The organism is Endozoicomonas sp. 4G (genome assembly GCF_023822025.1).
Taxonomy (GTDB): domain Bacteria; phylum Pseudomonadota; class Gammaproteobacteria; order Pseudomonadales; family Endozoicomonadaceae; genus Endozoicomonas_A.
On sequence record NZ_CP082909.1, the window covers coordinates 1,808,494 to 1,833,685 of the forward strand.

The 25,192-nt window shown below is 48.5% G+C and carries 17 protein-coding genes; 11 read left to right on the plus strand and 6 right to left on the minus strand.

Translation table 11 applies throughout. From position 1 onward, the window contains the following. The first annotated feature begins 104 nt into the window (after positions 1–104). The 6 genes from tig to K7B67_RS07080 all read left to right on the plus strand — a co-directional run bounded on the left by tig (position 105) and on the right by K7B67_RS07080 (position 9,520). A complete protein-coding gene (tig, locus tag K7B67_RS07055; protein ID WP_252179650.1) occupies positions 105–1,484 on the plus strand; it encodes a trigger factor in 1,380 nt (459 codons plus the stop codon). A gap of 169 nt (positions 1,485–1,653) precedes the next feature. Beyond that, positions 1,654–2,292, plus strand: coding sequence for an ATP-dependent Clp endopeptidase proteolytic subunit ClpP (gene clpP, locus K7B67_RS07060; protein ID WP_252180545.1), 639 nt, complete (start codon positions 1,654–1,656; stop codon positions 2,290–2,292). 159 nt (positions 2,293–2,451) lie between these two features. Beyond that, a complete protein-coding gene (gene clpX, locus K7B67_RS07065) occupies positions 2,452–3,741 on the plus strand; it encodes an ATP-dependent Clp protease ATP-binding subunit ClpX (RefSeq protein ID WP_252179651.1) in 1,290 nt (429 codons plus the stop codon). A gap of 342 nt (positions 3,742–4,083) precedes the next feature. Continuing rightward, on the plus strand, positions 4,084–6,498 hold the full coding sequence (gene lon / locus K7B67_RS07070) for an endopeptidase La (RefSeq protein WP_252179652.1): 2,415 nt from the start codon (positions 4,084–4,086) through the stop codon (positions 6,496–6,498). Positions 6,499–6,984: 486 nt separating this feature from the next. Continuing rightward, positions 6,985–7,290, plus strand: coding sequence for an HU family DNA-binding protein (locus K7B67_RS07075; protein ID WP_256484858.1), 306 nt, complete (start codon positions 6,985–6,987; stop codon positions 7,288–7,290). A 319-nt stretch (positions 7,291–7,609) separates the two neighbouring features. Further along, positions 7,610–9,520 carry a SurA N-terminal domain-containing protein gene (locus K7B67_RS07080; RefSeq protein WP_252179654.1) on the plus strand — a complete coding sequence of 637 codons (1,911 nt, stop codon included), beginning with the start codon at positions 7,610–7,612 and terminating at the stop codon, positions 9,518–9,520. Positions 9,521–9,585: 65 nt separating this feature from the next. Here K7B67_RS07080 and ushA read toward each other — a convergent pair whose 3' ends face one another. The 3 genes from ushA to K7B67_RS07095 form a co-directional block, all read right to left on the minus strand. Further along, on the minus strand, positions 9,586–11,157 hold the full coding sequence (gene ushA / locus K7B67_RS07085; RefSeq protein ID WP_252179655.1) for a bifunctional UDP-sugar hydrolase/5'-nucleotidase UshA: 1,572 nt from the start codon (positions 11,155–11,157) through the stop codon (positions 9,586–9,588). Positions 11,158–11,298: 141 nt separating this feature from the next. Then, entirely contained in the window at positions 11,299–13,482 is a 2,184-nt protein-coding gene (locus tag K7B67_RS07090; RefSeq protein WP_252179656.1) for a hypothetical protein, read from the minus strand. A 166-nt stretch (positions 13,483–13,648) separates the two neighbouring features. Further along, positions 13,649–14,206, minus strand: coding sequence for a hypothetical protein (locus tag K7B67_RS07095; protein WP_252179657.1), 558 nt, complete (start codon positions 14,204–14,206; stop codon positions 13,649–13,651). 179 nt (positions 14,207–14,385) lie between these two features. Here K7B67_RS07095 and K7B67_RS07100 point away from each other — a divergent pair, with 179 nt between their 5' ends. After that, entirely contained in the window at positions 14,386–15,870 is a 1,485-nt protein-coding gene (locus K7B67_RS07100) for a hypothetical protein (protein WP_252179658.1), read from the plus strand. Between the two features lie 120 nt (positions 15,871–15,990). Here the strand turns inward: K7B67_RS07100 and K7B67_RS07105 are convergent, their stop codons facing one another. Together K7B67_RS07105 and K7B67_RS07110 are read right to left on the minus strand one after the other, a co-directional pair. Next, positions 15,991–16,560 carry a hypothetical protein gene (locus K7B67_RS07105; protein WP_252179659.1) on the minus strand — a complete coding sequence of 190 codons (570 nt, stop codon included), beginning with the start codon at positions 16,558–16,560 and terminating at the stop codon, positions 15,991–15,993. A 185-nt stretch (positions 16,561–16,745) separates the two neighbouring features. Beyond that, a complete protein-coding gene (locus K7B67_RS07110) occupies positions 16,746–18,020 on the minus strand; it encodes a hypothetical protein (RefSeq protein WP_252179660.1) in 1,275 nt (424 codons plus the stop codon). A gap of 467 nt (positions 18,021–18,487) precedes the next feature. Here K7B67_RS07110 and K7B67_RS07115 point away from each other — a divergent pair, with 467 nt between their 5' ends. The 3 genes from K7B67_RS07115 to K7B67_RS07125 all read left to right on the plus strand — a co-directional run bounded on the left by K7B67_RS07115 (position 18,488) and on the right by K7B67_RS07125 (position 22,468). Continuing rightward, positions 18,488–19,543: a hypothetical protein gene (locus tag K7B67_RS07115; protein ID WP_252179661.1), complete on the plus strand. Its 1,056-nt coding sequence runs from the start codon at positions 18,488–18,490 to the stop codon at positions 19,541–19,543. A 158-nt stretch (positions 19,544–19,701) separates the two neighbouring features. Then, complete coding sequence (locus K7B67_RS07120) at positions 19,702–20,778, plus strand: hypothetical protein (protein ID WP_252179662.1); 1,077 nt, start codon at positions 19,702–19,704, stop codon at positions 20,776–20,778. A 166-nt stretch (positions 20,779–20,944) separates the two neighbouring features. After that, positions 20,945–22,468, plus strand: a complete 1,524-nt coding sequence (locus K7B67_RS07125) for a hypothetical protein (RefSeq protein ID WP_252179663.1) — start codon at positions 20,945–20,947, stop codon at positions 22,466–22,468. A 73-nt stretch (positions 22,469–22,541) separates the two neighbouring features. Here the strand turns inward: K7B67_RS07125 and K7B67_RS07130 are convergent, their stop codons facing one another. Next, positions 22,542–23,045 (minus strand): DUF29 domain-containing protein, encoded by a 504-nt coding sequence (locus tag K7B67_RS07130; RefSeq protein ID WP_252179664.1) that lies wholly within the window; start codon positions 23,043–23,045, stop codon positions 22,542–22,544. Positions 23,046–23,646: 601 nt separating this feature from the next. On the opposite strand from K7B67_RS07130, the gene K7B67_RS07135 reads away from it, so the two are divergent. Then, the gene (locus K7B67_RS07135) at positions 23,647–25,185 is read left to right on the plus strand and encodes a hypothetical protein (RefSeq protein ID WP_252179665.1); all 1,539 of its coding nucleotides are present in this window, start codon (positions 23,647–23,649) and stop codon (positions 25,183–25,185) included. Positions 25,186–25,192 lie beyond the last annotated feature (7 nt).

A 25,192-nucleotide genomic window follows, 5' to 3' on the forward strand; every position in this document is an offset into this window, starting at 1 on the left:
GTGGTCTGTTTGTGTGATCCGGGGTGCAAGCTATAGGTAGTTTTGCTAGTCTATGCGCCTTTGTTCCATACGTTCGGCAATTCAGGATTTATTGAGGAACGCAAATGCAAGTCTCCGTAGAAACGACTTCTGGTCTGGAGCGTCGCCTGACCATTATCATCCCTGCTGACAAAATCGATGGGGAAATCAGCAAGCGACTGAAGGATCTGTCTCGTCGTGTTCGCCTGGATGGTTTCCGTCCTGGCAAGGTGCCCATGAAAGTCGTTAAGCGTCGCTATGGCCTGGGTGCTCGTCAGGAAGTTCTCGGTGAGCAAATTCAGCAAGCGTTTGTAGAAGCGGTGACCCAGGAAAAACTGAATCCTGCCGGTGCACCCCGTGTTGAGCCGAAGAGTGACGAAGAAGGCAAGGATTTTGAATTTGTCGCGATCTTTGAGGTTTACCCGGAAATCGAAGTGGGTGACTTTAAGGGCGTTGAAGTGGATCGTCCGGTCGCTGAGGTTTCTGAGGCTGACATTAGTGAAATGATCGAAACTCTGCGTACCCAGAGCAAAACCTTTGAAACTGTTGAGCGTGCTGCTGAACTGGGTGATCAGATTGTATTTGATTACCTGGGTCGCTTTGCCTCTGGAGAGAAAGAAGGTGAAGAGTTTGCCGGCGGTAAAGCTGAGGACTCTACTTTGGAGCTGGGTTCCGGCCAAATGATTCCGGGCTTTGAAGACGGTCTGGTGGGTGTTTCAGCAAATGAAGAGAAAACACTGGCGCTGACCTTCCCGGAAGACTACCACTCCGAAGAGCTGAAGGGGCAGGCGGTTGAGTTTGCCTGCAAGGTGCATAAGGTTGAGACTGCGGTTCTGCCAGAACTGAATGACGCGTTCTTTGAGCGTTTTGGCGTGACTGAAGGTGGCGAAGACGCTTTCCGTGCTGAGGTTCGCAAGAACATGGAACGTGAACTGCGTCAGGCGATTAAGAGCAAAGTGAAGAGCCAGGTGATGGACGGTCTGTTGACGACCCATGAGATTGAGGTTCCTTCTCCGTTGGTGGCCCAGGAAGTTGACCGCATGCGTGAACAGGCTGTGCAACGCTTTGGTGGGGCTCAGGGTGGTTTTGATCCCAAGCAGTTGCCCGCTGAGCTGTTCGAAAAAGACGCTAAAAAGCGTGTTGCCCTGGGTCTGCTGATTGGTGAAATCGTTAAGCAGCGCGAAATCAAGGTAGACGACGATCTCGTTCGCAGCAAAATTGAAGAAATGGCTTCTGCCTATCAGGAGCCGCAGCAGGTTGTTGACTGGTACTACAGTAACGAAGAGCAACTGTCTGAAGTTAAGTATGTTGTTCTGGAAGAGCAGGTGGTGGATACTGTCCTGAAAGCAGCTAAGGTTTCTGACAGCGCATGCAGCTATCAGGATGCCATCAGGCCTGCCGCTCCTGCTGAAACTGAAGGAGCTGAAACTGAAGAAGCTGAAACTTCTGAAGAAGTACAGGCCTGAGGCTAGCGTCGTCTAAGGTTTTGGCGCACGCTGCCGTATAAACGCCTTGTGCGCATTGATAATGTCAGTCACCATAAGGTGTGCATTATCAGGGTAAATCATGACACGTTACGCGACCCGCTCTATGCGGGTCGTTCCTCTTCGAGTTGGCAAGGAGTTAAGACAGGACATGTCCAGACTGATCGAAACGCAATCCGTAGCAATCACCAATTCCGGCCTGGTACCTATTGTCGTTGAGCAGTCCGCCAGGGGTGAGCGTTCTTACGACATCTACTCACGCCTGCTCAAGGAAAGGGTTATTTTCCTGGTGGGTCAGGTTGAGGACCACATGGCCAATCTGGTCGTGGCTCAGCTGCTGTTCCTGGAGTCAGAGAATCCTGATAAGGATGTCCATCTCTATATTAATTCTCCGGGTGGCTCGGTGACTGCCGGTATGTCGATTTACGACACCATGCAGTTTATTAAGCCCGATGTTTCAACCATGTGTATTGGTCAGGCCTGTAGCATGGGGTCATTGCTTCTGGCGGCAGGTGCTGACGGGAAGCGTTATGCACTGCCTCACTCCAGGGTGATGATTCATCAGCCGCTGGGTGGTTTCCAGGGGCAGGCGTCTGATATCGCTATTCACGCTCAGGAGATAATGACCATCAAAGAGCGTCTGAATAAGGTGCTGGCGAAACATACCGGGCAGCCCATTGAAGTGGTTGAAAAAGATACTGACCGTGATAATTTCATGAGTGCTGAGCAGGCAATGGAATACGGCCTGATTGACAAGGTTCTGAGCAGTCGCATTCCGACCGACAAATAAGTCCCGGGCCGATTGGGAATAGTGCTCAAGCTGTCTATTCCCGGTCGGGCTTCTGGTTGACTGTTTTTCTGTAATTTCTCCTGTTTGACACTTGAAAATACGCCCCAATGCCTGCATCTTGTTGTTATGACAGGTGTTGTTCCTATAACGGGTAATCGAATGACCGACGAAACTAGCGGCAAGGGTGAAGATAACAGCAAGTTGCTGTACTGCTCTTTCTGCGGAAAAAGTCAACATGAGGTTCGCAAGCTCATTGCTGGCCCTTCCGTATTTATTTGCGATGAGTGCGTTGATCTGTGCAACGACATCATCCGTGAAGAAATTCAGGACAATGAGACTGAGGCTTCCTCTGACAAGTTGCCGACACCCCGGGAAATCAAGAAGATTCTCGATGAATACGTGATTGGTCAGCCGCGCGCCAAGAAAGTGCTGTCGGTGGCTGTGTACAATCACTACAAACGTTTGCGTTACGGTGACAAGAAAAAAGATGACGTAGAGCTGGGCAAGAGCAATATCATGCTGCTCGGACCTACCGGCAGTGGTAAGACATTGCTGGCAGAGACATTGGCAAGGCTGTTGAATGTGCCCTTTACCATTGCCGATGCTACCACCCTGACCGAAGCAGGCTATGTCGGTGAAGATGTTGAAAACATCATCCAGAAGCTGCTGCAGAAGTGTGACTACGATGTAGAGAAAGCTCAGGTGGGCATTGTTTACATTGACGAGATTGATAAGATTTCCAGAAAGTCAGACAACCCCTCCATTACCCGTGATGTATCCGGTGAAGGTGTTCAGCAGGCTCTGCTCAAGCTGATTGAGGGTACTGTCGCTTCTGTTCCACCCCAGGGGGGACGCAAGCATCCTCAGCAGGAATTCCTGCAGGTGGATACCTCTAACATCCTGTTTATCTGTGGTGGTGCCTTTGCTGGCCTGGATAAGGTGATTCGTGATCGTACCGATAAGGGTGGCATCGGCTTCTCGGCTGAAGTGAAGAGCAAGGATAACAAGAAGGATCTGAGTGAAACCTTTAAAGAGGTTGAACCAGAGGATCTGGTCAAGTTTGGTCTGATTCCAGAGTTTATTGGTCGTCTGCCAGTGGTTGCCACTCTGGAAGAGTTGGACGAAGAGGCGCTGGTTCAGATTCTGACCGAACCCAAGAACGCCCTGACCAAGCAGTATACAAAGCTCTTTGAGATGGAAAGTGTCGATGTTGATTTCCGTGAAGACGCCTTGCGGGCAGTGGCTAAGAAAGCCATGGAGCGCAAGACAGGGGCTCGTGGTTTGCGCTCCATTCTCGAGGGTGTTCTGCTGGACTCTATGTACGACATTCCTTCAGAGCAGACGGTCTCCAAAGTGGTGATTGATGCTTCTGTTATTGAAGGTAAGTCTGATCCGCTGCTGATTTATGAAAACACTGAAACACAAAAGGCTGCGTCTGACGACGGCTGATTTTTGGTATCCGTTTTATAGATCGGGAAACCCTGCTTTATGGCAGGGTTTTTTTGTAGGGTTTTATTTTGTTGTTTAAGTGTTGGGATTTATGTAGTGCTATGATCAATTAGATTTTGCTTATCAGGCGGGTGTCGGAGGGTGGAGTGATAGCGGTTCCAACCGCACGAATCTACCATAGTTTGAAGCAATAAACACTATTGTAATTTCCGCAAAAAAGAAGCATCTTAAATCTTAAGTGAACGGCGTTGCACAGCAACTGGATGCAGCCCGTTCAGAGCCGTTCCGGAGCATTATAATACCGGAGTTATGTAAGTCGAAATGCCGTAAGGGGACTGAGTCATGGATAACAACGATACTTTGCGTCTGTCAGAGCCCTTTGAGCTGCCATTGTTACCTCTCAGGGACGTGGTGGTGTATCCGCATATGGTGATTCCACTGTTTGTTGGGCGCGAAAAGTCCATTCAGGCCCTGAATCTTGCGATGGAGCAAGATAAGAAGGTGCTTCTGGTGGCCCAGAAAAACTCTCAGGTGGATGATCCGACCGTAAATGATATTTTCCAGGTTGGCACGCTTGCCAGTATTTTACAGTTGTTAAAGCTACCCGATGGTACCGTCAAGGTTCTAGTGGAAGGTGAGGGTCGTGTCGCTATCAACCGCCTGGATGAAAGTAACGATTATGTCATGGCGGAAGTTCAGGAGTTCATTGAACAGGAAGTGAATGAGCGCGAGTCAGAAGTGCTGACCCGGTCCTTAATGTCCCAGTTTGAACAGTATGTTCAACTGGGCAAGAAAGTACCTTCTGAAGTACTGACGTCCCTTTCAGGAATCAGCGTGCCTTCCAAGCTGGTTGACACAGTGGCTGCCCATATGCCCATGAAGATTGAAGACAAGCAAAAGGTGCTTGAGGTCAAAGATCTGGGTGAACGGCTGGAATACCTGATCGGTATTATGCAGGGTGAGCTGGATTTCTTGCAAGTTGAAAAGAAAATTCGTGGCCGCGTCAAGAAACAGATGGAGCGCAGCCAGCGCGAGTATTATCTGAATGAGCAAATGAAGGCTATTCAGAAAGAACTGGGCGATATGGATGAGGCACCTAATGAGCTGGACGAGCTGAAGCAGAAGATTGAAGATGCGGGTATGCCGGCTGAGGCGAAAGAAAAAGCCTTAGCAGAGCTGAGCAAGCTCAAAATGATGTCGCCTATGTCTGCTGAAGCGACGGTGGTTCGGGGTTACATCGACTGGATGATTGCTGTGCCCTGGAAAAAACGCAGCAAAGTTCGTCATGACATGAAGCGGGCACAGGATATCCTTGAAGAAGAACACTATGGTCTGGAAGAGGTTAAGGAACGCATTCTCGAATATCTGGCAGTACAGAAGCGGGTTCGCAAGATCAAGGGCCCTGTTCTGTGCCTGGTAGGACCTCCGGGTGTGGGTAAAACCTCTCTGGGCGAATCCATTGCCAGGGCGACGAATCGTAAGTTTGTTCGTATGGCGCTGGGCGGAGTCCGTGACGAGGCCGAAATCCGTGGGCACAGAAGAACTTATATTGGTTCCATGCCCGGTAAGCTGATTCAGAAAATGGCCAAGTCCGAAGTGCGTAACCCGCTCTTCCTGCTGGATGAAATTGACAAGATGGGTTCTGATATGAGGGGTGACCCTTCTTCAGCCCTGTTGGAAGTGCTGGATCCCGAGCAGAATAACTCATTCAATGATCACTACCTGGAAGTGGACTATGATCTCTCTGATGTCATGTTTGTCTGCACCTCTAACTCCATGGATATCCCGGCGCCACTGCTGGATCGTATGGAAGTGATCCGGATTCCCGGTTACACCGAAGACGAGAAGGTGAATATCGCCCAGCGTTACCTGGTGACCAAGCAGATCAGGCACAGTGGCCTGAAGGACGGAGAGCTGAAGTTTGAGGAAGACGCCCTTCGGGATGTGATCCGTTACTACACCCGCGAAGCCGGCGTTCGGGGTCTGGAAAGGGAGATTGCCAAAATTTGCCGTAAGGCGGTGAAGGATGAAGCACTTTCTGCCGAACGTCACGATACAGTAACCCCTGAATCACTGGAGTACTTCCTGGGAGTTCGCAAGTTCAACTTCGGCAAGGCGGAAGATCAGGACCAGGTAGGTCAGGTGACCGGCCTGGCCTGGACCCAAGTGGGTGGCGAGCTGCTGACCATAGAGTCCATGGCGGTGCCTGGCAAAGGGCAAATTACCAAGACGGGTTCTCTTGGCGATGTCATGCAGGAGTCTATCCAGGCTGCACTGACTGTCGTTCGCAGCAGGGCTCAGGCATTGGGGATCCCTCAGGATTTTCATCAGAAGAATGACCTGCACATTCACGTTCCTGAGGGGGCTACGCCCAAGGATGGCCCCAGTGCCGGTATCGGCATGTGTACCGCTCTGGTTTCAGTGTTGACCGATATTCCAGTCAAGGCTGATGTTGCCATGACGGGGGAAATCACCCTGAGAGGGCAGGTGCTGGCCATTGGTGGTCTGAAAGAGAAACTTCTGGCGGCACATCGGGGGGGTATCAAGACGGTTGTTATTCCGGAAGAGAATCGCCGTGACTTGAAAGAAATTCCCGAGAATATCAAGGAAGACCTTACGATAGTGCCAGTCAAATGGATTGATGAAGTATTGGAAATTGCCTTGCAATACAGGCCAACCGCCAACACTGAAGAACCGGTCAAGGGCGTTGAAAGCAAAGGTGTTTCTGATCAGAGTCGTTTAATTAAGACTCATTGATCGGATCGATCAGTTTAAAGTAACAGGCTGGCATACCAATGCCGGCCTTTTTTCTAAAAATAGTTCCGAGAGGCACTAGTGATGGGCATTTCCGCTGTTGACAGTTCCCATGGGGCATTGGTATAAACAGCGACTGCTACTACTGTGTGGGCTCTGACTCGTTCCGGGAGTCCATTGTTTATTCGTTTCGGATATAATCGCGCAACTTATTCGACTCTGTTTTACTTTCTCATCCTGTTCAGTTGTTTCAGGTGGAATGTTGAGCAGTGTTTTAAAGTATCGTGGCCGTTTTGTAATAAACGAACAACTGTTGTTAACTGTTTGATTGGTACATGCGATCAAATTAAGCAGAAAACGTCAGAAATAACCGGGTAACCTAGGCTATTGCTTGAGTTTTTAGTTAAAATCACGCAGCATAGCAAAGCGCCCATCAGGTAAGGTATCTGGGGTAGTAAGTTTCCAGTACCAACTAGCTATTTTTGCTATATAAAGCATCGTACAAAGAAGGGGAATAGAGTGAACAAGTCCGAGCTGATTGAAGCAATTGCGGCATCTGCTGATCTTCCCAAGGCTGCCGCTGGTCGTGCCCTGGACGCCATGATTAACTCCGTCACCACTGCACTGAAAGATGGTGAACAGGTTGTTCTGGTTGGCTTTGGCACATTTGCTGTGAAAGAGCGTGCGGCTCGTACTGGCCGTAACCCTCAAACTGGTGAGCCTATTGAAATTGCTGCTTCCAAGATCCCCAGCTTCAAGGCTGGTAAAGCTCTCAAGGACGCGGTTAACAGCTGATCACGCGCCTGGGATGAAGTCTTGTGACTTCAGCAAACCACAAAGGAACTGTGGCAAGAATCTGCAGTTGTTTATTCAAAGGCTGTTAATTTTTTGCTGCTTTCCGAAAAGGCGCGTCGTGTGATGCGCTTTTTTTGTTGGTAAGGTCTGAAAGTCTGAATCTCATTGTTACGCAGATTCAGGAAGACGGGTCATACCATAGACGCTGCTTCTCCGGAATGGCCAGAGAGGTGGGCGATGTCATTATCATAGGACCCGAACATCAGGTTCGTGTCTCGATCAATATAAAGCTAAAGCGAGCCCGGAACCTGAGGTTAGTATGCTCCAATCAATGAGGGATAAGGCAAAGAGCTGGGTAACATTTGTTGTTGTCGGCATCATTGCTTTTATGATGGCGATCACCGGCCTGGAAACATTGGCGCCGAATCCTAATAATCCTAATGTTGCTAAGGTTAACGGTGAAGATATCACCCGTGCCCAGTTGACACAGTCGCTGGAGCAACAAAGAAGAATGCTGGTTCAACAGATGGGTGATCAGTTTGACCCATCACTGATTGATGAAAAACAGCTCAGGGAATCTGTCCTCCAGTCCCTGATCGATCGTACCCTGCTGCTGCAGGAAGCAAAGAATGGCGGTATGGGCGTAGGCCAGAAAGAGCTGGATGCCATGATCGTCACCATGCCCGAATTTCAGCAAGATGGTAAATTCAACCAGGATCGCTTCCTGATGATGATCCGCAGTTTAGGTATGTCTCCAGCCGAGTTCCGTGTGCTATTAGGCGACGAAACGGTTTTACAGCAAATTCAGGCTGGCGTTGCAGGCTCCGAGTTTGTCACCCGGTCGGAGATCAGCAAGTTAAATGCCCTGCAAAACCAGGAGCGTGAAATCGCCTGGCTGACCCTGGATGTGGCAAAAGTTCGTGACAGCATTGAGCCGACTGAAGAGCAGATCAAAGCTTACTACGAGGCCCATCGTGATCAGTACATGACGCCAGAGCAGGTTGAGATCAGTTTCATAGAAATGGACAAGGCTTCCATAGTGAGCGATCTTGAGGTCGATGATCAGGCGGTCAAAGATGAATACCAGCGTCGTGTTCAGGACATTGAAGAAAATGCCGCCGATACACAGACAGTGTCTACTATTTTAATTCAGACCGGTGAAAAGCGCTCGCTGGAAGATGCTCAAAAAATTGCTGCACAAGTAGAGTCCAGACTGAAAGCGGGTGAATCCTTTGCCGAGTTGGCAAAAGAGTACTCTGAAGATCCTGTTACCTCTGCTAAAGGCGGTGATATGGGACAGGTTCAACCCGGCATCTTTGGTGACAGGTTTGATGACACAGTGGCCTCCCTTGAACCAGGTCAGGTTTCCAGCCCGGTTGAAACTGACTTTGGCTTACAGATCATCAAATTGAATTCCCGGGAGAAACCTGTGATTCCAAGCTTTGATGAGCTGAAAGACCAGATTGCCACCGAGCTCAAGGCTCACGAAGCCGAGACTCTTTATCTGGACAAAACCCGTCAGATGGCAGATATCAGCTTTGAAGCCTCTGATCTGGCTCAGCCAGCAGAGCAGATGGGTTTGACCATCCAGACAGCAGGTCCTTTCAGCCGCCAGGGGGGAAGCACCAATGTGACTTCAAACACTAAAGTCATAGCGGCTGCTTTCAGTGAAGACGTACTTGAGCTGGGGGCTAACAGTGAGCTGATTGAGCTGTCACCCGAGAAGGCCATGGTGTTAAGGGTTAAAAAGCATCTTAAACCAGAGTTGCGTCCATTGGCTGAAGTGAAGGACAGTATTGTTCAGGCCATCAAGATCGAAAAGGCTCGTGAACAGCTGGTCAACAAGACTGAAGCTTTGCAGGCAAAACTGGTAGCGGGTGAGACGACTCAACAGGTGGCTGAATCTGAAGGCCTGAAGTGGACTGAACCTAAGGCGATTACCAGAAGAGGGGGGCAGGGCATTCCTCAACCATTGCTGACTGAATCTTTCAAAATGCCTCATCCTGAAGATGGGAAATCAACCTACGATTCTGTTGAGCTGGCTAATGGAGATATCGCCATTATTGCTTTGAGCAAGGTGATTGAAGGTAAGTCTTCCGAGGCAGATGCTGCCCGTGATCGTTTGATGGCGAGCTACATCGCTAATAGTAATGGCCGTAATCTCTTTAGCGAATACCTGAAAAGCCTGAGAGAAACCGCAAAGATCAAGATCACCAAAGAAGAAGAGTGATCCCAAGATAACCCAGTCTTCATAATAAAAATAAACCCCGGTTTTTACCGGGGTTTATTTTCAGCTTACCGGCGAATAACACCTACAGGCTCATAGTTTGAAGCTTTCAAAGGTGAGTTGTTTTCAATGTACTCTTTTAGAACATCTGCATCCACAAAGCCGGTATCAACATAACTGGCCTTGTCCGTCAGTTTGGGATAATTGTCACCACCGTCGGCGGAAAAGTCCATGAGTGCCATCTTGTAGGTTTTATTGATGTCAATCTTGTCACCTGCTACTTTGACATTGCTCACTTTACCGTCGTTTATCGTCATCTCAACGCCTGAGAAATGGGCAAAAGCGCCACTGTCGGCGGGCTTGTTAGCGACGACGGCAAGGTAATCCAGAACTTCCTGACCGGTCATTTCAACCGTGCTCAGGGTATTTCCGAAGGGCATAACGGTTAGCACGTCTTTGTAACTGATTTCACCTTTATCAATACTGGCGCGAATGCCGCCACCGTTCATAACGGCAAAGTCGGCACCGGTTTTGGCAATAAAGGCTTCCGTCACCAGTGTGCCCAGGTTCGTTGGCTTAAAACGAACTTCCTTACGTTCACCCAACAGGCGCTCATCCACAGAGCCTACGGTTCCCTGAACCATTTTGGTGCCTTTTTCCTGGTACGGTGTTAGCAGTTCCAGCATGGCTGGGTCCTGGGCCAACAAGACCTCAGCATTTTCGTGGTTCACGGCAATCAGTTGGTAGTCCACCAGCTTCAGGTCGCCATTTTTAAATTCGAAATCAGCACGACCCACGAACTTGCCCCATTCCCAGGCCTGAACAATGTAAGTCCCGTTTTGCTGATCGGGCTTGAACAGGGGATCCTGGGAGTGACCACCGACAATCAGGTCAATGCCGTCAACACTTCTTGCCAGAGTGACATCTCCCGGTGCATTAGCACCGTAATTGCCGTTGGCGTAGTGCCCCATGTGAGTGGTGGCAATAATGACATCCGCTTTCTTTTCCAGCTCGGGAACCAGTTTGGAAGCCGCCTCTACCGGCTCCTCAAAGGTCAGGCCGACAATATTCTCCGGGCTGGTCTGCTTTGGTGTATCGTTAGTGGTCAGGCCCATGACGGCAACCTGAAGGCCATCCACATCGAACAGGGTGTAAGGTTCGAACAGCGGTTTGCCGGTTTTATCGTCAATAATATTGGCTGACAGGAAGGGGAAGTTAGCCAGATCTTCCTGCATTTCGAGGACTTTGCGAGGGTTGTCGAATTCGTGGTTACCCACGGCCATGGCGTCGTAACCCAGCATATTCATACCCTTGAAATCAGGCACGGCATCCTGAAGATCAGACTCAGGAACCCCCGTATTAATGTCGCCACCGGACAATAACAGAACCTGGCCGCCTTCAGCTTCAACCTCTTCACGAATCTGTTTAATCAGAGTCATGCGGGCAGCCATGCCGTAGCGGCCTTTACTGTCCTTCCAGAAACGACCATGGTGATCGTTGGTATGGAGCACGGTCAGTTTATAGGTTTTATCTTGCTGGTAGCTGACTTCGGGTTGCGTCTGAAAAAGAGAACAGCCGCTGATAGAAAGGGTCAGGGCGGTTGCAGTAAACAGCTTTATACTGTGTCGCAGCACTTGCATTGAAAGCGTCCTTGGTTGACTGATTTTTAGGGCAGGCCTGAATTTTCTGGGATTTTAGTGCCAGTTAAATTCATTTGCATCATAAATTTATGAACATCGTACAAATGCTTAAGAGCTGGTTTGGCGTTTTCTGAGTTGGTATTAATAAGGGCAGGGGATCTGAAGTGGTTGGCCATCGCCATCAACATACCAGTCGATTTGTCCATTTCTGGTATCGAGTTTTACCGTGACTTCAGGTTCTGTTGCTTCGACGATACCCTGTTTCAGTCGGTCCATGGACACTGTCGACCTCCCGCAAATCTGATAAGTCTTCAGCCCCATAACCCCGGCTCCCTGTGCTCCCAGTGAATAGGGTGGTTTGCTGGCTGTCATTAGGTAATCGACGGTAAGGTTGCCATCTGCCTGTTGGGTAACGATAACCTGAGTGTCATCACCGGCGTCCCTGCCCATGGGCGTTAGCAGAAAGGGCGTGACCTGATGCAAGCGATAAGTCTCAAGCTTGGTCTGGTAGGCGGCAAAAGTTTGGGTTAACAGTTTTGACAAAGTCATGGCTGCACTCCGGTTGCCAAGAAAGCGCATCAGGTGGGGGGATTCCAGTATGTTGCTGACATGAGAGTAACTTTGATCCTTTCTTTTCTTTTTGCTGCCAGGGGCCACCTTGAATTGAAAGTCTGTTCGGGAACGGTCCTTCTCGAATTGAGTGAGCATTTCATCAGAACCGTTGATACTGTTCAGAATGGCTTGCCACTCATTGCTCATGTGCTGCTTGATACCCAGAAATTCCGGAGAAACCGGTGCATCGCCATTAAGGCCGTACTTCAGGGCGACTGGCAACCTTTTTGTGAGTTCTGCGGTTATCTGGCTCAGCCATGTTTCAGCAGAACTCCTGATCATCTTGCGGGTGTCAGAAGAAACGCTGGGTATCAGACAAGCATCGTGTATTTCCTCAATGAGGGCAAACAGGTGTGACAGACCTTTGTCGTAGGAAAACATATCGGTTTCTGAGGCTATTTTGGCCAGTATTGAAGGAATATCTGCAATGCAGAATTTTCTTAAATCCCTCCCGGAATCATTGAATCGTTCAACTCTCTTTACAATAAAAGTCATATCCTGATGGAATGTTTGTTGCCAGGGCGTGTTCTGAATCCCATGAATGGGTTGATCGTTGGTCAGGTGTTGGGCAACAAGGGAAAACATCTGACTCAGCATTCTGATAGGCTCAGGTGCCTGAATCAGCAGCCTAATGATGTAATGATTCAGTCTTTCTGAGCTAAGCTGCTGTTGTTGTATATCGGACAACATGCCTGTCAGTATCCTGTCTGTGTTTTCATCCAGGGCGGCTGATTTGAATGCAACAAGGCAATCGATCAAGGCTGGCTGAATGGGGCTTGAAGTGGCTACGGTTTGCAGCTGCTGTTCCAGAGTCTGTCTGGCCGGTAATGCGTCCATAAAACCTTGTATGGACTGATCCAGTCCCTGGAAGTACTGAATGCCGGGTTGGCGAGTCAGTTCCACCAAGCCAGACAGGTTGTTTTCGTCTAATGGTTCAAGAAGCTGACTCTTTACGGGTTCATCAACCCATTGAGACAGTGACTGACAGAAGTGTTCCAGTTTTTGAAGAGTCATCAACCCTTTTTGTTCAGACACCAGTGCCTGAACCGGCCGGGATCTACGGGTTTTCTCTATCCGTTCGAGATGGTCGAGCGTGATATCCATCGAAACCAGGGTGTAACGGTTGTCGTCATCCCGACGAATAAAACCCATCTGGCTCAGCTCATGGTTGGTAAACAATGGCGCTTGTTCCACTCTGGCAGGATAAACACAGTGCAACACGAAGTTCTCGTCAAGACTGCCTCCGTCGTTCAACCAGATTCGACCAAATTCAACCGGATCCGGGCAGGCCAGATAGCGATCCAGCAGAAACAGCTTGCTGTTATTCAGTTTTGAAGCGAAGAATCCAGACGGCTTGAGTGAGTTAACCGTACCCGACGCCATCCCAAGCTGAGTTAAGACAAAAGCTACTTTGCTGTGAAGCTGATCTTTGTCTTCATAAAAGTCCGAATAGTGCAGCTCCAGCGACTCTACAAACTGATCCAGCTCACGCTGCCTGAGTCTTTTATGGCGTAACTGCAGCAGTTCCTCTCCTTCACCTCTGGCGGTCACCTGCCACTGAGCCAGCGTTTTTGCAGAAAAGGGCTGACTCGTCGGCAGTGTATTGTGTGCCGGCAGGCTCCTGACCTTGTGACCGCGCCAGAAACCGGAGAGACGGCCAAGCCCGCTGTGCAGGGAGTGATAGACTGAGCTGACAAAACTGGATATCCGCATATCGGCTTAATCTTCCATGAAAGGACTGGTGGGGTCTGTGTACACTTTTATCTTCTATAAAAAAGCTACAGAAAAACGAGTTGGTTAGCCAGTTTTGAGGGGGGTAAATCGTTTTAATAATGAAGGGACGCTCCCTGTCCGCTCAGTATTCGAAGTCAGGTTGGGGTTAGTTTTCCAGCTCAAGCATCCAGTCACCGGGTATCCAAAACTCGTCCAGTTCCATGGACAACACCGGGCGGTCGCCCTGGTCAGAAAGTGCTTTGGCATCTTCAAAGGCTTCAAGGCAGTCATTTTCCAGTATCGGGCCGGTGAGTTCAGGACGATATTCGTTGTCTTTTCCAGCCCGGTCGAGAATTTCAGTGGCTTCGAATCCGAAATGACAATCCCAGAGTTTTTTAAGACGGTTTCTGGAAGCACCGTAGGCAATTCTGGCAATGTTAATATCGTGCATCTTGCACCAGAGAATGGTGGACATAGCCGCACAGTCTGGTTCGGTATTGGTCACCAGAATCAGCTTCTGATCCCGGCGGACATGATAGTTTTGTGCCAATGCGTGAAGCGCCAGGCCTTCCGCGCTGAACAGGGGGCTGATATGGCGAGCATAAGCAGCCGTCACCAGAATCTGGCCGCAGGGATCCAGGATACAGCAGGAAAAGGGCGCTACGGGGTTGGCGTTGATGCCAAGCTCGATCAGCTCTCCCATCATTTCTTCAAACTCTTGCATGAGCATTCTCCTTACGGGTTGAAACCATTACATCAGGCGTAGCTATAAGCTAGTGCAGCCAAGCCTTGATTTCCATACAGTCTCTCTCGTTTCTACGTTCTGAAGGTCAGGAATGAACTTTTCTCACAACAAACAATCCAAAGTGACTTTGCGATAGAAAAGCTGAAAAGGAGCAACCCATGTTGGTAAATCTGATGAATGGATTATCGTGGCGATTTAGAAAGAATAATTTCCTGGCTCTATGCCTTCTGGTTTCAGTGACACTGGTATTGCCTTTATCAGGGATGGGACTAGAGATCCTGCCTGATGAAGTGGTCGCACCTGAGAATTGCCGCAACCAGGAACCGGACTTTCTTAATCGACTCAAGCACAATCAAAGATACTCTCTGCTCTGTTATATTCCCGCCGCAGACTGGCAGGTGTTTCGCGATGACATCATTGACAATGATTCTTTAAAGGTGGAAGCGGAACAGCTGGTTGAGAAAATCAGCAATAATGACTTTATATTGCCAGCCTTAACGGTGGTGAATTCTGAATTGAAGCGTGATGATGCTGAGCTGGAAAAAATGTTTGACCTTATGGTCTACATCCATATCCATCTGGCCGACCAACTCACCACTGACAACCTTTTGAATGTCTGGATAACCCAGTTGCTTCCAGCTGCACAGTTCGGTTCTGCATCCATAAGCAGGCTTGATTCTGTTGATGATGGCTCTTTTCAGGGCGTCGAAGTTGCTCTTGATGAGCACTATCAGAAAGCTTTTCCTGATTCAGGAAGATTGGTTAACAAGTGTCCTCATACCGGCTCTCAAAAACCGGCAGAAGTTTTAACCTGGATTAGGATTTTGGACAAAAACTTAACACCCTTCAGTTATGACCGGAAAACCAATCGGGTGAAGATACCCGTCATGGCACAAGTCTGGGCAGATATTGCTGAGTATAACCGGAAACATTTCTCTCGTAATATAGTAGGACAGCCTCCGGAGCAACCGGTTCTTTTTCTTGGCGCGACTGATATAAAAGCACTCTATAAGCTTCGGAAAAATCGCCAGCATCCGGTGGCACTTTACCACCCAAAACTCAGTGAGCCGTTTCTGACCCCTGACCACTGTTATGCTGGCCCGGCTATGGCTGCATGGCATGATATAGGTCACATCCTACTGTTATCGTCAATACCCGATAACACCAAGCAGCAAAGCTATGAATTCTACAACGCACTGACACAGCTGGGACAGGATTTACAAACCGGTACTCCATCCTCTCCCACCAATGCTTTTTTCCTGGCGCACTATTCAGAAGTCATGGATCGGTTAGCCAGAAGGATAGAATTATCTGAAGGTCCGGCTTCGCAATTTTTAACAGGGCTGTTCGAATATAAAGCGTTTTTTGAGGGGCAGTCTGTTAACATCAATGACTCCACTTATTTCGAGCTGCTTGATATTGGGAATGCCAGGACTGTTGTAAGTGATGATCCCCAAAGTGCCGGTAAGTTGTTAGATCGAATGCTTGGTGCAGATACTGAGCTTGAAGAAGCCTACTGGGGCCTTGCCTATCACTATTACGTTTTCACCCACATGGACAAGTTAGCAGAGTCTGGAGAAAGCATTATGGACGACTTTTTCCTGGGAACTCTCGGGCAAGTCTGGAGAGAAGTGATGCAGTAAATTCCGGGGGAGCTGTCAGGCTGGTGCAGCCAAGATTTGATTTCTATACAGCTCCCCCCTGGGGGGGTGTAAAACTCTGCTTCCCATGCACGGGACAGCCCCTGAATCCGGTATTATACGCTAAAGCTCATCATCAAAATCAAAGGGGGTGATTTTTTTTGTTACAGTACAGCTTTCAAGCACCCCCTTTTTGTGTTTAATCATGCCAATCGAAAGAGCTTTGTCAGTTAACGGCTGAATATTTAACTGGAAAATTGCTTTTAAAATATTCGTTGGCAAGTTTTTATCATCAAACTTCTTAGAGTCATTCAAATCGGTTAATAGCAGCATCTTTTGCGTGCTCACTTTATCTTTACGATTAATGGCATCTATATAAAACCATAACTTGTGATACTGGAAATCTATTACCTTTTCATTAGTTTTATCATAAATCATCAAAGTATATTGGCCGTAAATTCCCGTGTGAAACTTTTCAACCATAATACCCTCCGGAAAAGGTACGTAAAAATATTGATCTTGCGAATATTCAAGATTGGATTGATAGGTAAATAATATACTGCAAAAATAGTTTGTATGATCTTGACGCCCTTCCCATTGCCCTTGGAAAAAGGGCTTAGAGGGAAAATCATAGGAAAAAGAAGTGCAGCCAAAAAACAAAAGCGATAGTACTGCTAGTTTTGAAGAAGACATAATGCACAAGCTCGTGTCTACGAATGGTGAGTCTATATTCTAGCCCTAAGATTACCCATGGACACTCAAACAGGTTATGAGCAAAGACTTTTTACTGAAGGTCAGGCTCCTGGTGCATTGTTTCATTGAAATTGACGGGTTCCCTCTATTAGTGGCACCCAAGCTCCGTTCACCCTCGCGAGGAGTCAATTACTCCCCCGCAGTTCAGTGATTTTCACTTTTCCATCACGACCGGCGGTCACTATACAGCCGCCATCGGCGTTAAAGGTGGCGAAGAAGACAAAGCCTTCATGGACAATTTTGCCTTTTACTGACCACGTCCCATCGTTCGCCTGACCAATAATTATCGCTGCCCCGTCATTGCAGGCAGTCACCAAATGGCGGCTATCAGGGCTGAAGGTAGCTAATCTAACCAAACTCTTATGACGAAAGACAGCTTCTGGTTTCCATTCACCATTGGCTTGCCGACCGAAGATTACCACTCTTCCGTCCTCGCAGGCAGTCACGAAATAGCGACCATTGGGGCTGAAGCTGACCCAAATGGGCTGATTTTTGTATCTAAAGTTAATCAGTGGTTCCCATGATCCATCGGACTTCTTTATGCTGACTTTCGCCTTATTATCCTCACTGACGGTCACCAGATGGCAGCAATCGGGGCTTAAGCTGGCAGACGTGACAGGAAACTTATCGCGAATAGTATTTTCTTCTTGCCATTCTATATCGGTCTTTCGTCTGTGGATTTTTACCGTCCCCTCCCAGCTGGCAGTCAGCAAGCGGCAGCTATCGGCACTGAAGCGAGCCGTTCGGACGAGATTATCATGACGAATGGTGTGTACAAGCTTCCATGATCCATCGGCCTGAAGGCTATGAATTTGTGCCGTGTTATCCCAGCTGGCGGTCACTACATGGCAGCTATTGGGGCTGAAAATAGCTGAGAAGAGCTTGTCGCTGTGGTTAAGTGTTACTGTGCGTTGCCATACGCCATCGTCCCCCAAGCTATATATCATCGCCGTGCCATCCCAGCTGGCAGTCACCAGATGTTGACCATTGGGACTGAAGATGACTGAGGTGACAAGTTTCTTATGGGTAATGGTGGTATTGACCCGTGATCCATCAGCGCTGTAGTCATAGATTTTTACTGTTCCGTCTTTGCCGGCGGTAGCCAGATAGCGGCCATCGACGCTGAGGTCGGCTGAACTGACTTCTTCCTCCTCGCAAATAATGGTTGTTTTTAAATTAAATGTTTCACATCCAGACATCAGGTTAGTCTTGGTGAAATACAACAGAGCCGTTAAAAGATTACCCCCCTGTTGGCGATCTGAGAGTGACTTGGCTAACGTCTTATCGTCCATAAACGACTCGAACCAATCGTAGACTTGCTTTTCCGTTTTTGTCGCCATGGCCAGCTTCAGTTGATCCTGATGTGATTCAGGAAGTTGGCGGAACCATGCTTTTGCCACGGCGCTATCCTTTTCGACAGCACCACTAAGGTGTTTGCATACCTTTTGTACACTGCGAATCTCTTTAAGATTTAAACAATGGAAAATTCTTTTAAAAGCCAATGAAGGTAAATTCAGTAATGTAGCTTCCTTTTGTTCCTCATCAGGTACCGTTACGAGTCTACCCGCACTGGACCCCGTGGGTGTTTCCAATTGAGCTTGCTCAGGTGGTAGTGATTGTGAACCTTCCATGTTGGATTTCGTTTCCAGACCATGCATATCTGATTTCTCGTGAGTGACTATTTCCTTTGACCAGCAAGGACATGCAACCTTCGTGATGTCAATTTGAGTCAGTTTCAGGATAAAAGTTCATGACAGTTTGTTAAGTGCCACTAACAAAAAACAGAATGCTGATTCTATGAATGTTTTCTGCACCTGCCAGTTGATTGTCCTATGCTTCCTGTTTTGTCAGGGCGCAGAGGTGTCGGATGGTTCTTTTTCGTGGCTTATTGTCTGTGTTTTTCAGTCTGCTATTGGCGGTTTCTTGTTGGGGCAGTGTTGAGTCTCCCGAGCAGAAAGCCGCCAAGCTTGTCCGGGATAACCTGAACAGTCTCTATTTTGATTACATGTTTACCGAAGAAGATGAGAAGATGTCAAAAGCCACCATGGTTTCGGTACGGCAAGTTTATGATAGTTATGAACAGGATCAGGGGGCGAAAGGCCGCTCTTTACCAGACAGTCAGACAGAAACCCGACAGCAGTTTCTGACCAGACTTGTCAAGGAGGCTGTCGAGCATACTGTTTGGAAAGTCGTCGGTAGCGATAATCCGGATCACCCTATGTCTCATCTTCTGCTTAAGTCATTTATCGTGGAGGAATCCCCGGATGTTGTTCTTTGGTATCAAACCCGACCAGTGTTACTTCAGGGGGTCTCGGCTGAAGATCGTATGTACTCAATAGATAGCCTGATTGAGGAGGCAGTGCAGAACAGTTTCAAAGCATTTCCTTCCAACCCGCTTTCTCAGGAAGAGTTATCCCGGCAGCTCGGTTTTATTCTGGTAGAAATGCATGAGCTTTTGTTCCGTAGCAAGGCGCTTCGTTATCTTAGCTACAGGGTCGATGAGGAAAAACAGAACCCGGAGATTGCCAAAGACCCAGCCTTTGTTCTTTACGTTTCCTCTTTGACTGAACTGTTTAACAACCATCCCACCCTCTGGCATACAGACAGTAAACGTCGTCAGTATCAAAATGATCTTTCCGCCCTGTTTATGGAAGTCGCTGGTCGTGAAGATTATGGCGTTGAGTGGTACCAGCAGGTTCGCAGCATTCTGGAGGGTAAAAAGCCGGTCAAGCATCACCTCCGAAGATATTATGATCCCAATGAACTCGAATATGACAAAAATCTCAATGAGCTCCATGATAAATTACTGCTCCTTTTAGGCGCTGCGTTCGGAGGGTTTTTTATCGGCGTGATTTGTATACTCATTGCCGAGTACCAGAGGCTATCATCTCAAAGAGAACAATGGGCATGGGAGGGTAAATGAAGAGTTTTGAGACACCCTCTCTGGAGCATGAGACCAAGGTTTTGCGACATCTACAGAGCGTGGATACGTGTTGTTGGAGTTTATTCTAAGAATTTTCTCTGCCCCTGCCAGTTGATTGTCCTATGCTTTTCGAATTTGTCAGCAAATAGGGGGAGTAGATGTTTCTTTTTCGGGGTTTATGGTTTCTGTTTCTTAATCTGATGCTGGTAGCTTCCTGCTGGAGCAGTGTCGAGTCACCTGAGCAGACAGGTCACAGGCATGCCCGTAACAGTCTTGACCGTGCCTATTTTGATTACGTCTTTTCCGAAGAAAATAAAAGGCTGCTAACAGCCATTATGATTTCAGTGCGGCAAGTTTATGACCACTATAATCAGGATCAATGGTCAGAAGGTCTTTCTGCACCAGGGAATCAGACAGAAGTACGACAACAACTTCTCACCCACCTCATCCAGCAGGCTGTCCGGCATACAACTTCGAAAGTCACTGTAGTGGATAACAGTCACCCGGACTCTTGCATGTTCCATCTCCTGCAGGCGTTCAGTAATGCTCCTGCCATGGAGGAATCCGGGCATGTCGTTGATTGGTATCAGGCTCGTTGGTATCGAGCCCTGCCTGTGTTGCTTCAGGGGGCCGTCGCTGAAGATCGTATGGACTCTATGGAGAGCCTGATTCAGGAGGCTGTGCAGAACAGTTTCAGAGAATTCCCGTCTAACCCGATTTCCCGGGAACAGTTAGCCCGGCAACTGGGTTTTATAGTGGTGGAAATGCAGGAGCTTTTTCTTCGTGGTGAGGCGCTCCGTTCTCTTAGCTACAAGGTCAGGAACTATAAACAGATACCGGAGATTGCCAGTGATCCTGGATTTCCTTTTTTTCTTTCCTTTTTGACTGAACGGTTTAACAGCCATAACACCCTCTGGCATATAGAGAGCGAGGGGTGCAAAGGGCGTCAGTATCAGGAAGACCTCGCCGCCTTGTTTATGGAAGCCGCCCACCGTGAAAATGAGGGTATTGACTGGTACCAGCGGGTTCGCAACATTCTGGATGGAGAAAAAACTAAAATTCCTTTCAGAACAATCAAGCAGAAGGACGAAGATAGGGAACAAGAGTACCAATTTTGGATCCGCATTTTCCTTGGCCCGGTTTTCATAGGGGCCACCGTCATGTTCGTATTTTTGTTCAAAGAAATATATGGATCGGAACCGGAACCATCGCTGGGAAGAGCTCATAGAGGGTAGTACATCATTTTTCGACTCCGCTCAGGGTGAATAGGGTTTTTGAAACCGTGCAGTAGGCCAAAGTTCCACAATCCAACGTTCTGCCCATAAATTTAGTGTTTTTATTCAGCAGCAGCCAGTGGCTTGCCCTATGCTTTCTGAATTTGTCAGGGCGCAGGGGTGTCGGATGTTTCTTTTTCGTGGCTTATTGTCTGTGTTTATCAGTCTGCTACTGGCGGTTTCTTGTTGGGGTAGTGCTGAGTCACCTGAGCAGAAAGCCGCCAGGTATGTCCGGGATAATTTAAGCAGTCTCTATTTTTGTTATGTGTTTGCTGAAGAAAATGAGAGTCTGTTAAAAGCCATCATGGTTTCGGTACGGCAAGTCTATGATAGCTATGAGCAGGATCAGGGGGCGGAAGAAGACTTTTTACCAGGCAGTCAGACAGAAACCCGACAGCAGTTTCTTATCAGACTCGTCCAGCAGGCTGTTCGGCATACTACTTCGAAAGTCATTAGTAATAAGGTGGATGACAGCCACCCGGATCGCCCTATGTTTCATCTCCTACAGGCATTCAGCAATGCTCCTGGCATGGAGGAATCCCCGGATATTACTCGTTGGTATCGAACCCGGCCAGTGTTGCTTCATGGGGTTTCGGCTGAAGATCGTACCGACTCAATGGATAGCCTGATTGAGGAGGCCGTGCAGAACAGTTTTAAAGTATTTTCGTCCAACGGGCCTTCCCAGGAAGATTTATCCTGGCAGCTCGGTATTATTTTGGTAGAAATGCAGGAGCTTTTTCTCCGTGGCAAGGCGCTTCGTCATCTTAGCTACAGGGTCGATGAGGAAAAACAGAACCCGGAGATAGCCAGAGATCCAGCCTTTGTTCTTTACGTTTCCTCTTTGACTGAACGGTTTAACAAGCATCCCACCCTCTGGCATACAGACAGTGAACGTCGTCAGTATCAAAAAGACCTTTCCGCCCTGTTTATGGAAGCTGCTGGACGGGAAGATTATGACACTTGGTACCAGCAGGTTCGCAGAGTTCTGGAGGTTAAAAAGCCGGTTACTTATCACTCCCGAGTACAGGATGCAGCAAATGGCGGAAGCCAAAGTAAAAAGCCATTCACGTATCCCCCCCGAAGAGATGATTATTGGCTCAATCTTTTCAATGATTGGTATTACAAACAACTGCTCCTTATAGGCGCTTTGTTGGGAGGGTTTCCAATCTGCGCGATGGCTATAGCCATTTTCGATGGCCAGCTGCGATCACAAAGAGAACAATGGGCATGGGAGGGTAAACAGGCGGGGGAGTTGCAAAAAAAATTAGGCAAAGCACTCGACAAACCCGAGCGAAAAGATCGCAAAGGAAGGGGCTGGGAACCTGACAGCAGAGACAGGGAAGAGGTCAAAAAGATTATGGAAGGCTTTGATAGAAAAATTACGGAAAAGGTACTGATCAGCGCCAGGATTCTGGATCCCAATGCCTGTCACATGGATATGACTGATCTCTACATGCAGATACCGCTGACGAAGCTATACGCTTATTTGAAGGAACATGGGTGTATCTCGACAAAAGAAGTCAAAAGACGCCAGAAGAGGGAGACCAGGCATTCACCCACCAGTAGTTCTTCAAGCCAGCAAAGAGAAAAAGGCGTTACTAGTTGGGGCACCCCAACGACTTCCAAGGTTAAGCGTCGTAAGGCCACCTAATACGTCACTTCAATGAGTTTGATATCCGAACACCCCCTCGTTCCCAAGCGAAGCGTGGGAACGAGGGGGTAAATTACTCAAAAATGTTTACTCCGTTCAATGGATACCAGTCTTCAGTCATTAGCTGGTCGTAAGACCACGGGCATTCGTCGGGAAAGCTATTATTATCCAGTCTTTGATTTTTATTGACATAAAAATTCATTTCCCTGATGGCTTTCCTTTTTCCGTCAGGGTACGAAACCGCTAAAGCGTCCTGGATTCTTGTTTTTAAACTGTGATTTTTACCTATTAATTTATTAATCCCATCCCTGGCAGTACATACTGACACCATCCAGCCTTTAATCACCCGTTCCGTCGCTACACTGTCCCGTAATACGGTCGTTTGGTAATCCATCTTCAGTAAATGGAGAATAAGATTGGTTAGAAAATGTTCAAGATTATCGACTTTTGATTCTATGCCCAACTCCAAATCCTCTAACAGATTTTCTAAATCCAACTGGTCAAAGTGATGATTTCTTAGCAAGGCTACTTGATTGGATAACCACTGGTGATAATCAGTTTCGTATAAATTACTCATAAATGTTCACTCCATTAAACGGATACCATTCTTCAGCCATCAACCGCTCCCTCCCAGTCGCGCTCCAGGCGCTTGGTGGGATACCCCCCATCCCTGGGGATATCCCAGTCGCGCTCCAGGCGCTTGGTGGGATACCCCCCATCCCTGGGGATATCCCAGTCGCGCTCCAGGCGCTTGGTGGGATACCCCCCATCCCTGGGGATATCCCAGTCGCGCTCCAGGCGCTTGGTGGGATACCCCCCATCCCTGGGGATATCCCAGTCGCGCTCCAGGCGCTTGGTGGGATACCCCCCATCCCTGGGGATAAGTCGGCCAGCAGGTCTGAGTTTCACCTTTGTTCGAGGTTTGAGGATAGCAGTTGGTGAGGGGGGTGCAAGTTGTTGGCGGGGTTCAGGGGCTGTTGTGCCTGACAGGAACTTTATGGTTGCTTCGAAGTCCACATTCTTAGACTCCGCTCAGGATGAACGAGGTTTTTGAAACCGTGTAGCAGGCTGAACAGTTCCACGATGAAACATTCTGCCCGTGAATACATTGTTTTTTTCTGTAGCGTCCAGTCGCTTATTCAATGTTTTCCGAATTAATCAGAGTGCAGGAGTGTCGGATGGTTCTTTTTCGTGGCTTATTGTCTGTGTTTCTCAGTTTGCTACTGGCGGTTTCCTGCTGGGGCAGTGCTGAGACACCCGAGCAGAAAGCCGCCAGGAATGTCCACGATAATCTGAACAGTCTCTATTTTGATTACGTGTTTGCCCAAGAGAATGAGAGGCTGTTAAAAGCCCTCATGGTTTCGGTTCGCCATGTCTATGATAGCTATGGGCAAGACCGGGGGGCGCAAGGCCGCTCTTTACCCGCCAGTCAGACAGAAACCCAACAGCAGTTTCTGATCAGACTCGTTCAGCAGGCCGTCCGGCATACTATTTGGAAAGTGATCGGTAGCGATGACCCGGATCACCCTATGTTTCAGCTTCTGCTCAACAAGGCACCTGACATGGAGGAATCCGAAGAGGTCGCCTATTGGTATCAAGCCAGGCCGGTGTTGCTTTACGGGGTCTCGGCTGAAGATCGTACCGACTCAATGGATAGCCTGATTGAGGAGGCAGTGCAGAACAGTTTCGAAGCATTTGGGTCCAACCCGCTTTCTCAGGAAATGTTATCCCGTCAGCTCGGTTTTATTCTGTTAGAAATGCAGGAGCTTTTTCTCCGTGGCAAGGCGCTTCGTCATCTTAGCTACAGGGTCGATCAGCAAAAACAGAACCCGGAGATTGCCAGAGACCCAGCCTTTGTTCTTTACGTGTCCTCTTTGACTGAACGGTTTAACAACCATCCCACCCTCTGGCATACAGACAGTAAACGTCGTCAGTATCAAAAAGACCTTTCCGCCCTGTTTATAGAAGCCGCTGGTCGTGAAGATTATGGCATTGAGTGGTACCAGCAGGTTCGCAGAGTGCTGGAGGGTAAAAAGCCGGTCACTTACCACCCCCGAAGTGGTTATAATCTCGATGGTCTCAACTATAAAGTACTGTTCCTTTCAGGCGCCCTGCTCGGAGGTTTTTTAACCGGCGTGATGGGTATAGCCATTGCTCATGGCCAGAGGCTGTCACAAATAGAGCAGTGGGCATGGGAGAGTGAACAGGCGGAGGAGTTGCAAAGAAAGTTAGGCAAAGCACTCGAGCTGGAAGATCAGCAAGGAAGGGACCGGCTACCTGACAGCAGAGACAGGAAAAAGATCGGAGAGATTTTGGAAGACTTTGATAGAAGAGCTACGGAAAAGGTACTGATCAGATCCGGGGCTCTGAATCCCTATTCCAGTAACATGAAGATTAATCTCGGCATGCAGATATCGCTGATAGAGCTTTACGCTCATTTGAAGGAACGCAGGTATCTCGTGACAAAAGAAGAGAAAAGACGCCGGGAGCTGGAGAGGGAGCTGGAAGAGGCTAATGAAAGGGTCCGAACAGCCACCTGCATCGCAACTACCTATCGACGCAATGAGCAGGGGAGTGCGACCACGCATTCACCCTCCGGTAGCTCTTCCAGTAGTGCTTCCAGTAGTTCTTCAAGTCAGCAAAGCGCAAGTGGCTGTTCCAGCTGGGGCACCCCAAGCACTTCTGAGGTTCAATCCCGGGAGGCAACCTGGAGCTGAGTGTCAC

Excerpts from the sequence above, each read along its gene's own strand:
- K7B67_RS07120 (WP_252179662.1), top strand. The coding sequence starts at position 19,702 with ATGTTTCTTTTTCGGGGTTTATGGTTTCTGTTTCTTAATCTGATGCTG.
- clpX (WP_252179651.1), top strand. The coding sequence starts at position 2,452 with ATGACCGACGAAACTAGCGGCAAGGGTGAAGATAACAGCAAGTTGCTG.
- K7B67_RS07095 (WP_252179657.1), bottom strand. The coding sequence starts at position 14,206 with ATGCAAGAGTTTGAAGAAATGATGGGAGAGCTGATCGAGCTTGGCATC.
- K7B67_RS07090 (WP_252179656.1), bottom strand. The coding sequence starts at position 13,482 with ATGCGGATATCCAGTTTTGTCAGCTCAGTCTATCACTCCCTGCACAGC.
- K7B67_RS07135 (WP_252179665.1), top strand. The coding sequence starts at position 23,647 with ATGGTTCTTTTTCGTGGCTTATTGTCTGTGTTTCTCAGTTTGCTACTG.
- ushA (WP_252179655.1), bottom strand. The coding sequence starts at position 11,157 with ATGCAAGTGCTGCGACACAGTATAAAGCTGTTTACTGCAACCGCCCTG.
- lon (WP_252179652.1), top strand. The coding sequence starts at position 4,084 with ATGGATAACAACGATACTTTGCGTCTGTCAGAGCCCTTTGAGCTGCCA.
- K7B67_RS07125 (WP_252179663.1), top strand. The coding sequence starts at position 20,945 with ATGTTTCTTTTTCGTGGCTTATTGTCTGTGTTTATCAGTCTGCTACTG.
- clpP (WP_252180545.1), top strand. The coding sequence starts at position 1,654 with ATGTCCAGACTGATCGAAACGCAATCCGTAGCAATCACCAATTCCGGC.
- tig (WP_252179650.1), top strand. The coding sequence starts at position 105 with ATGCAAGTCTCCGTAGAAACGACTTCTGGTCTGGAGCGTCGCCTGACC.
- K7B67_RS07105 (WP_252179659.1), bottom strand. The coding sequence starts at position 16,560 with ATGTCTTCTTCAAAACTAGCAGTACTATCGCTTTTGTTTTTTGGCTGC.
- K7B67_RS07100 (WP_252179658.1), top strand. The coding sequence starts at position 14,386 with ATGTTGGTAAATCTGATGAATGGATTATCGTGGCGATTTAGAAAGAAT.
- K7B67_RS07080 (WP_252179654.1), top strand. The coding sequence starts at position 7,610 with ATGCTCCAATCAATGAGGGATAAGGCAAAGAGCTGGGTAACATTTGTT.
- K7B67_RS07115 (WP_252179661.1), top strand. The coding sequence starts at position 18,488 with ATGGTTCTTTTTCGTGGCTTATTGTCTGTGTTTTTCAGTCTGCTATTG.
- K7B67_RS07130 (WP_252179664.1), bottom strand. The coding sequence starts at position 23,045 with ATGAGTAATTTATACGAAACTGATTATCACCAGTGGTTATCCAATCAA.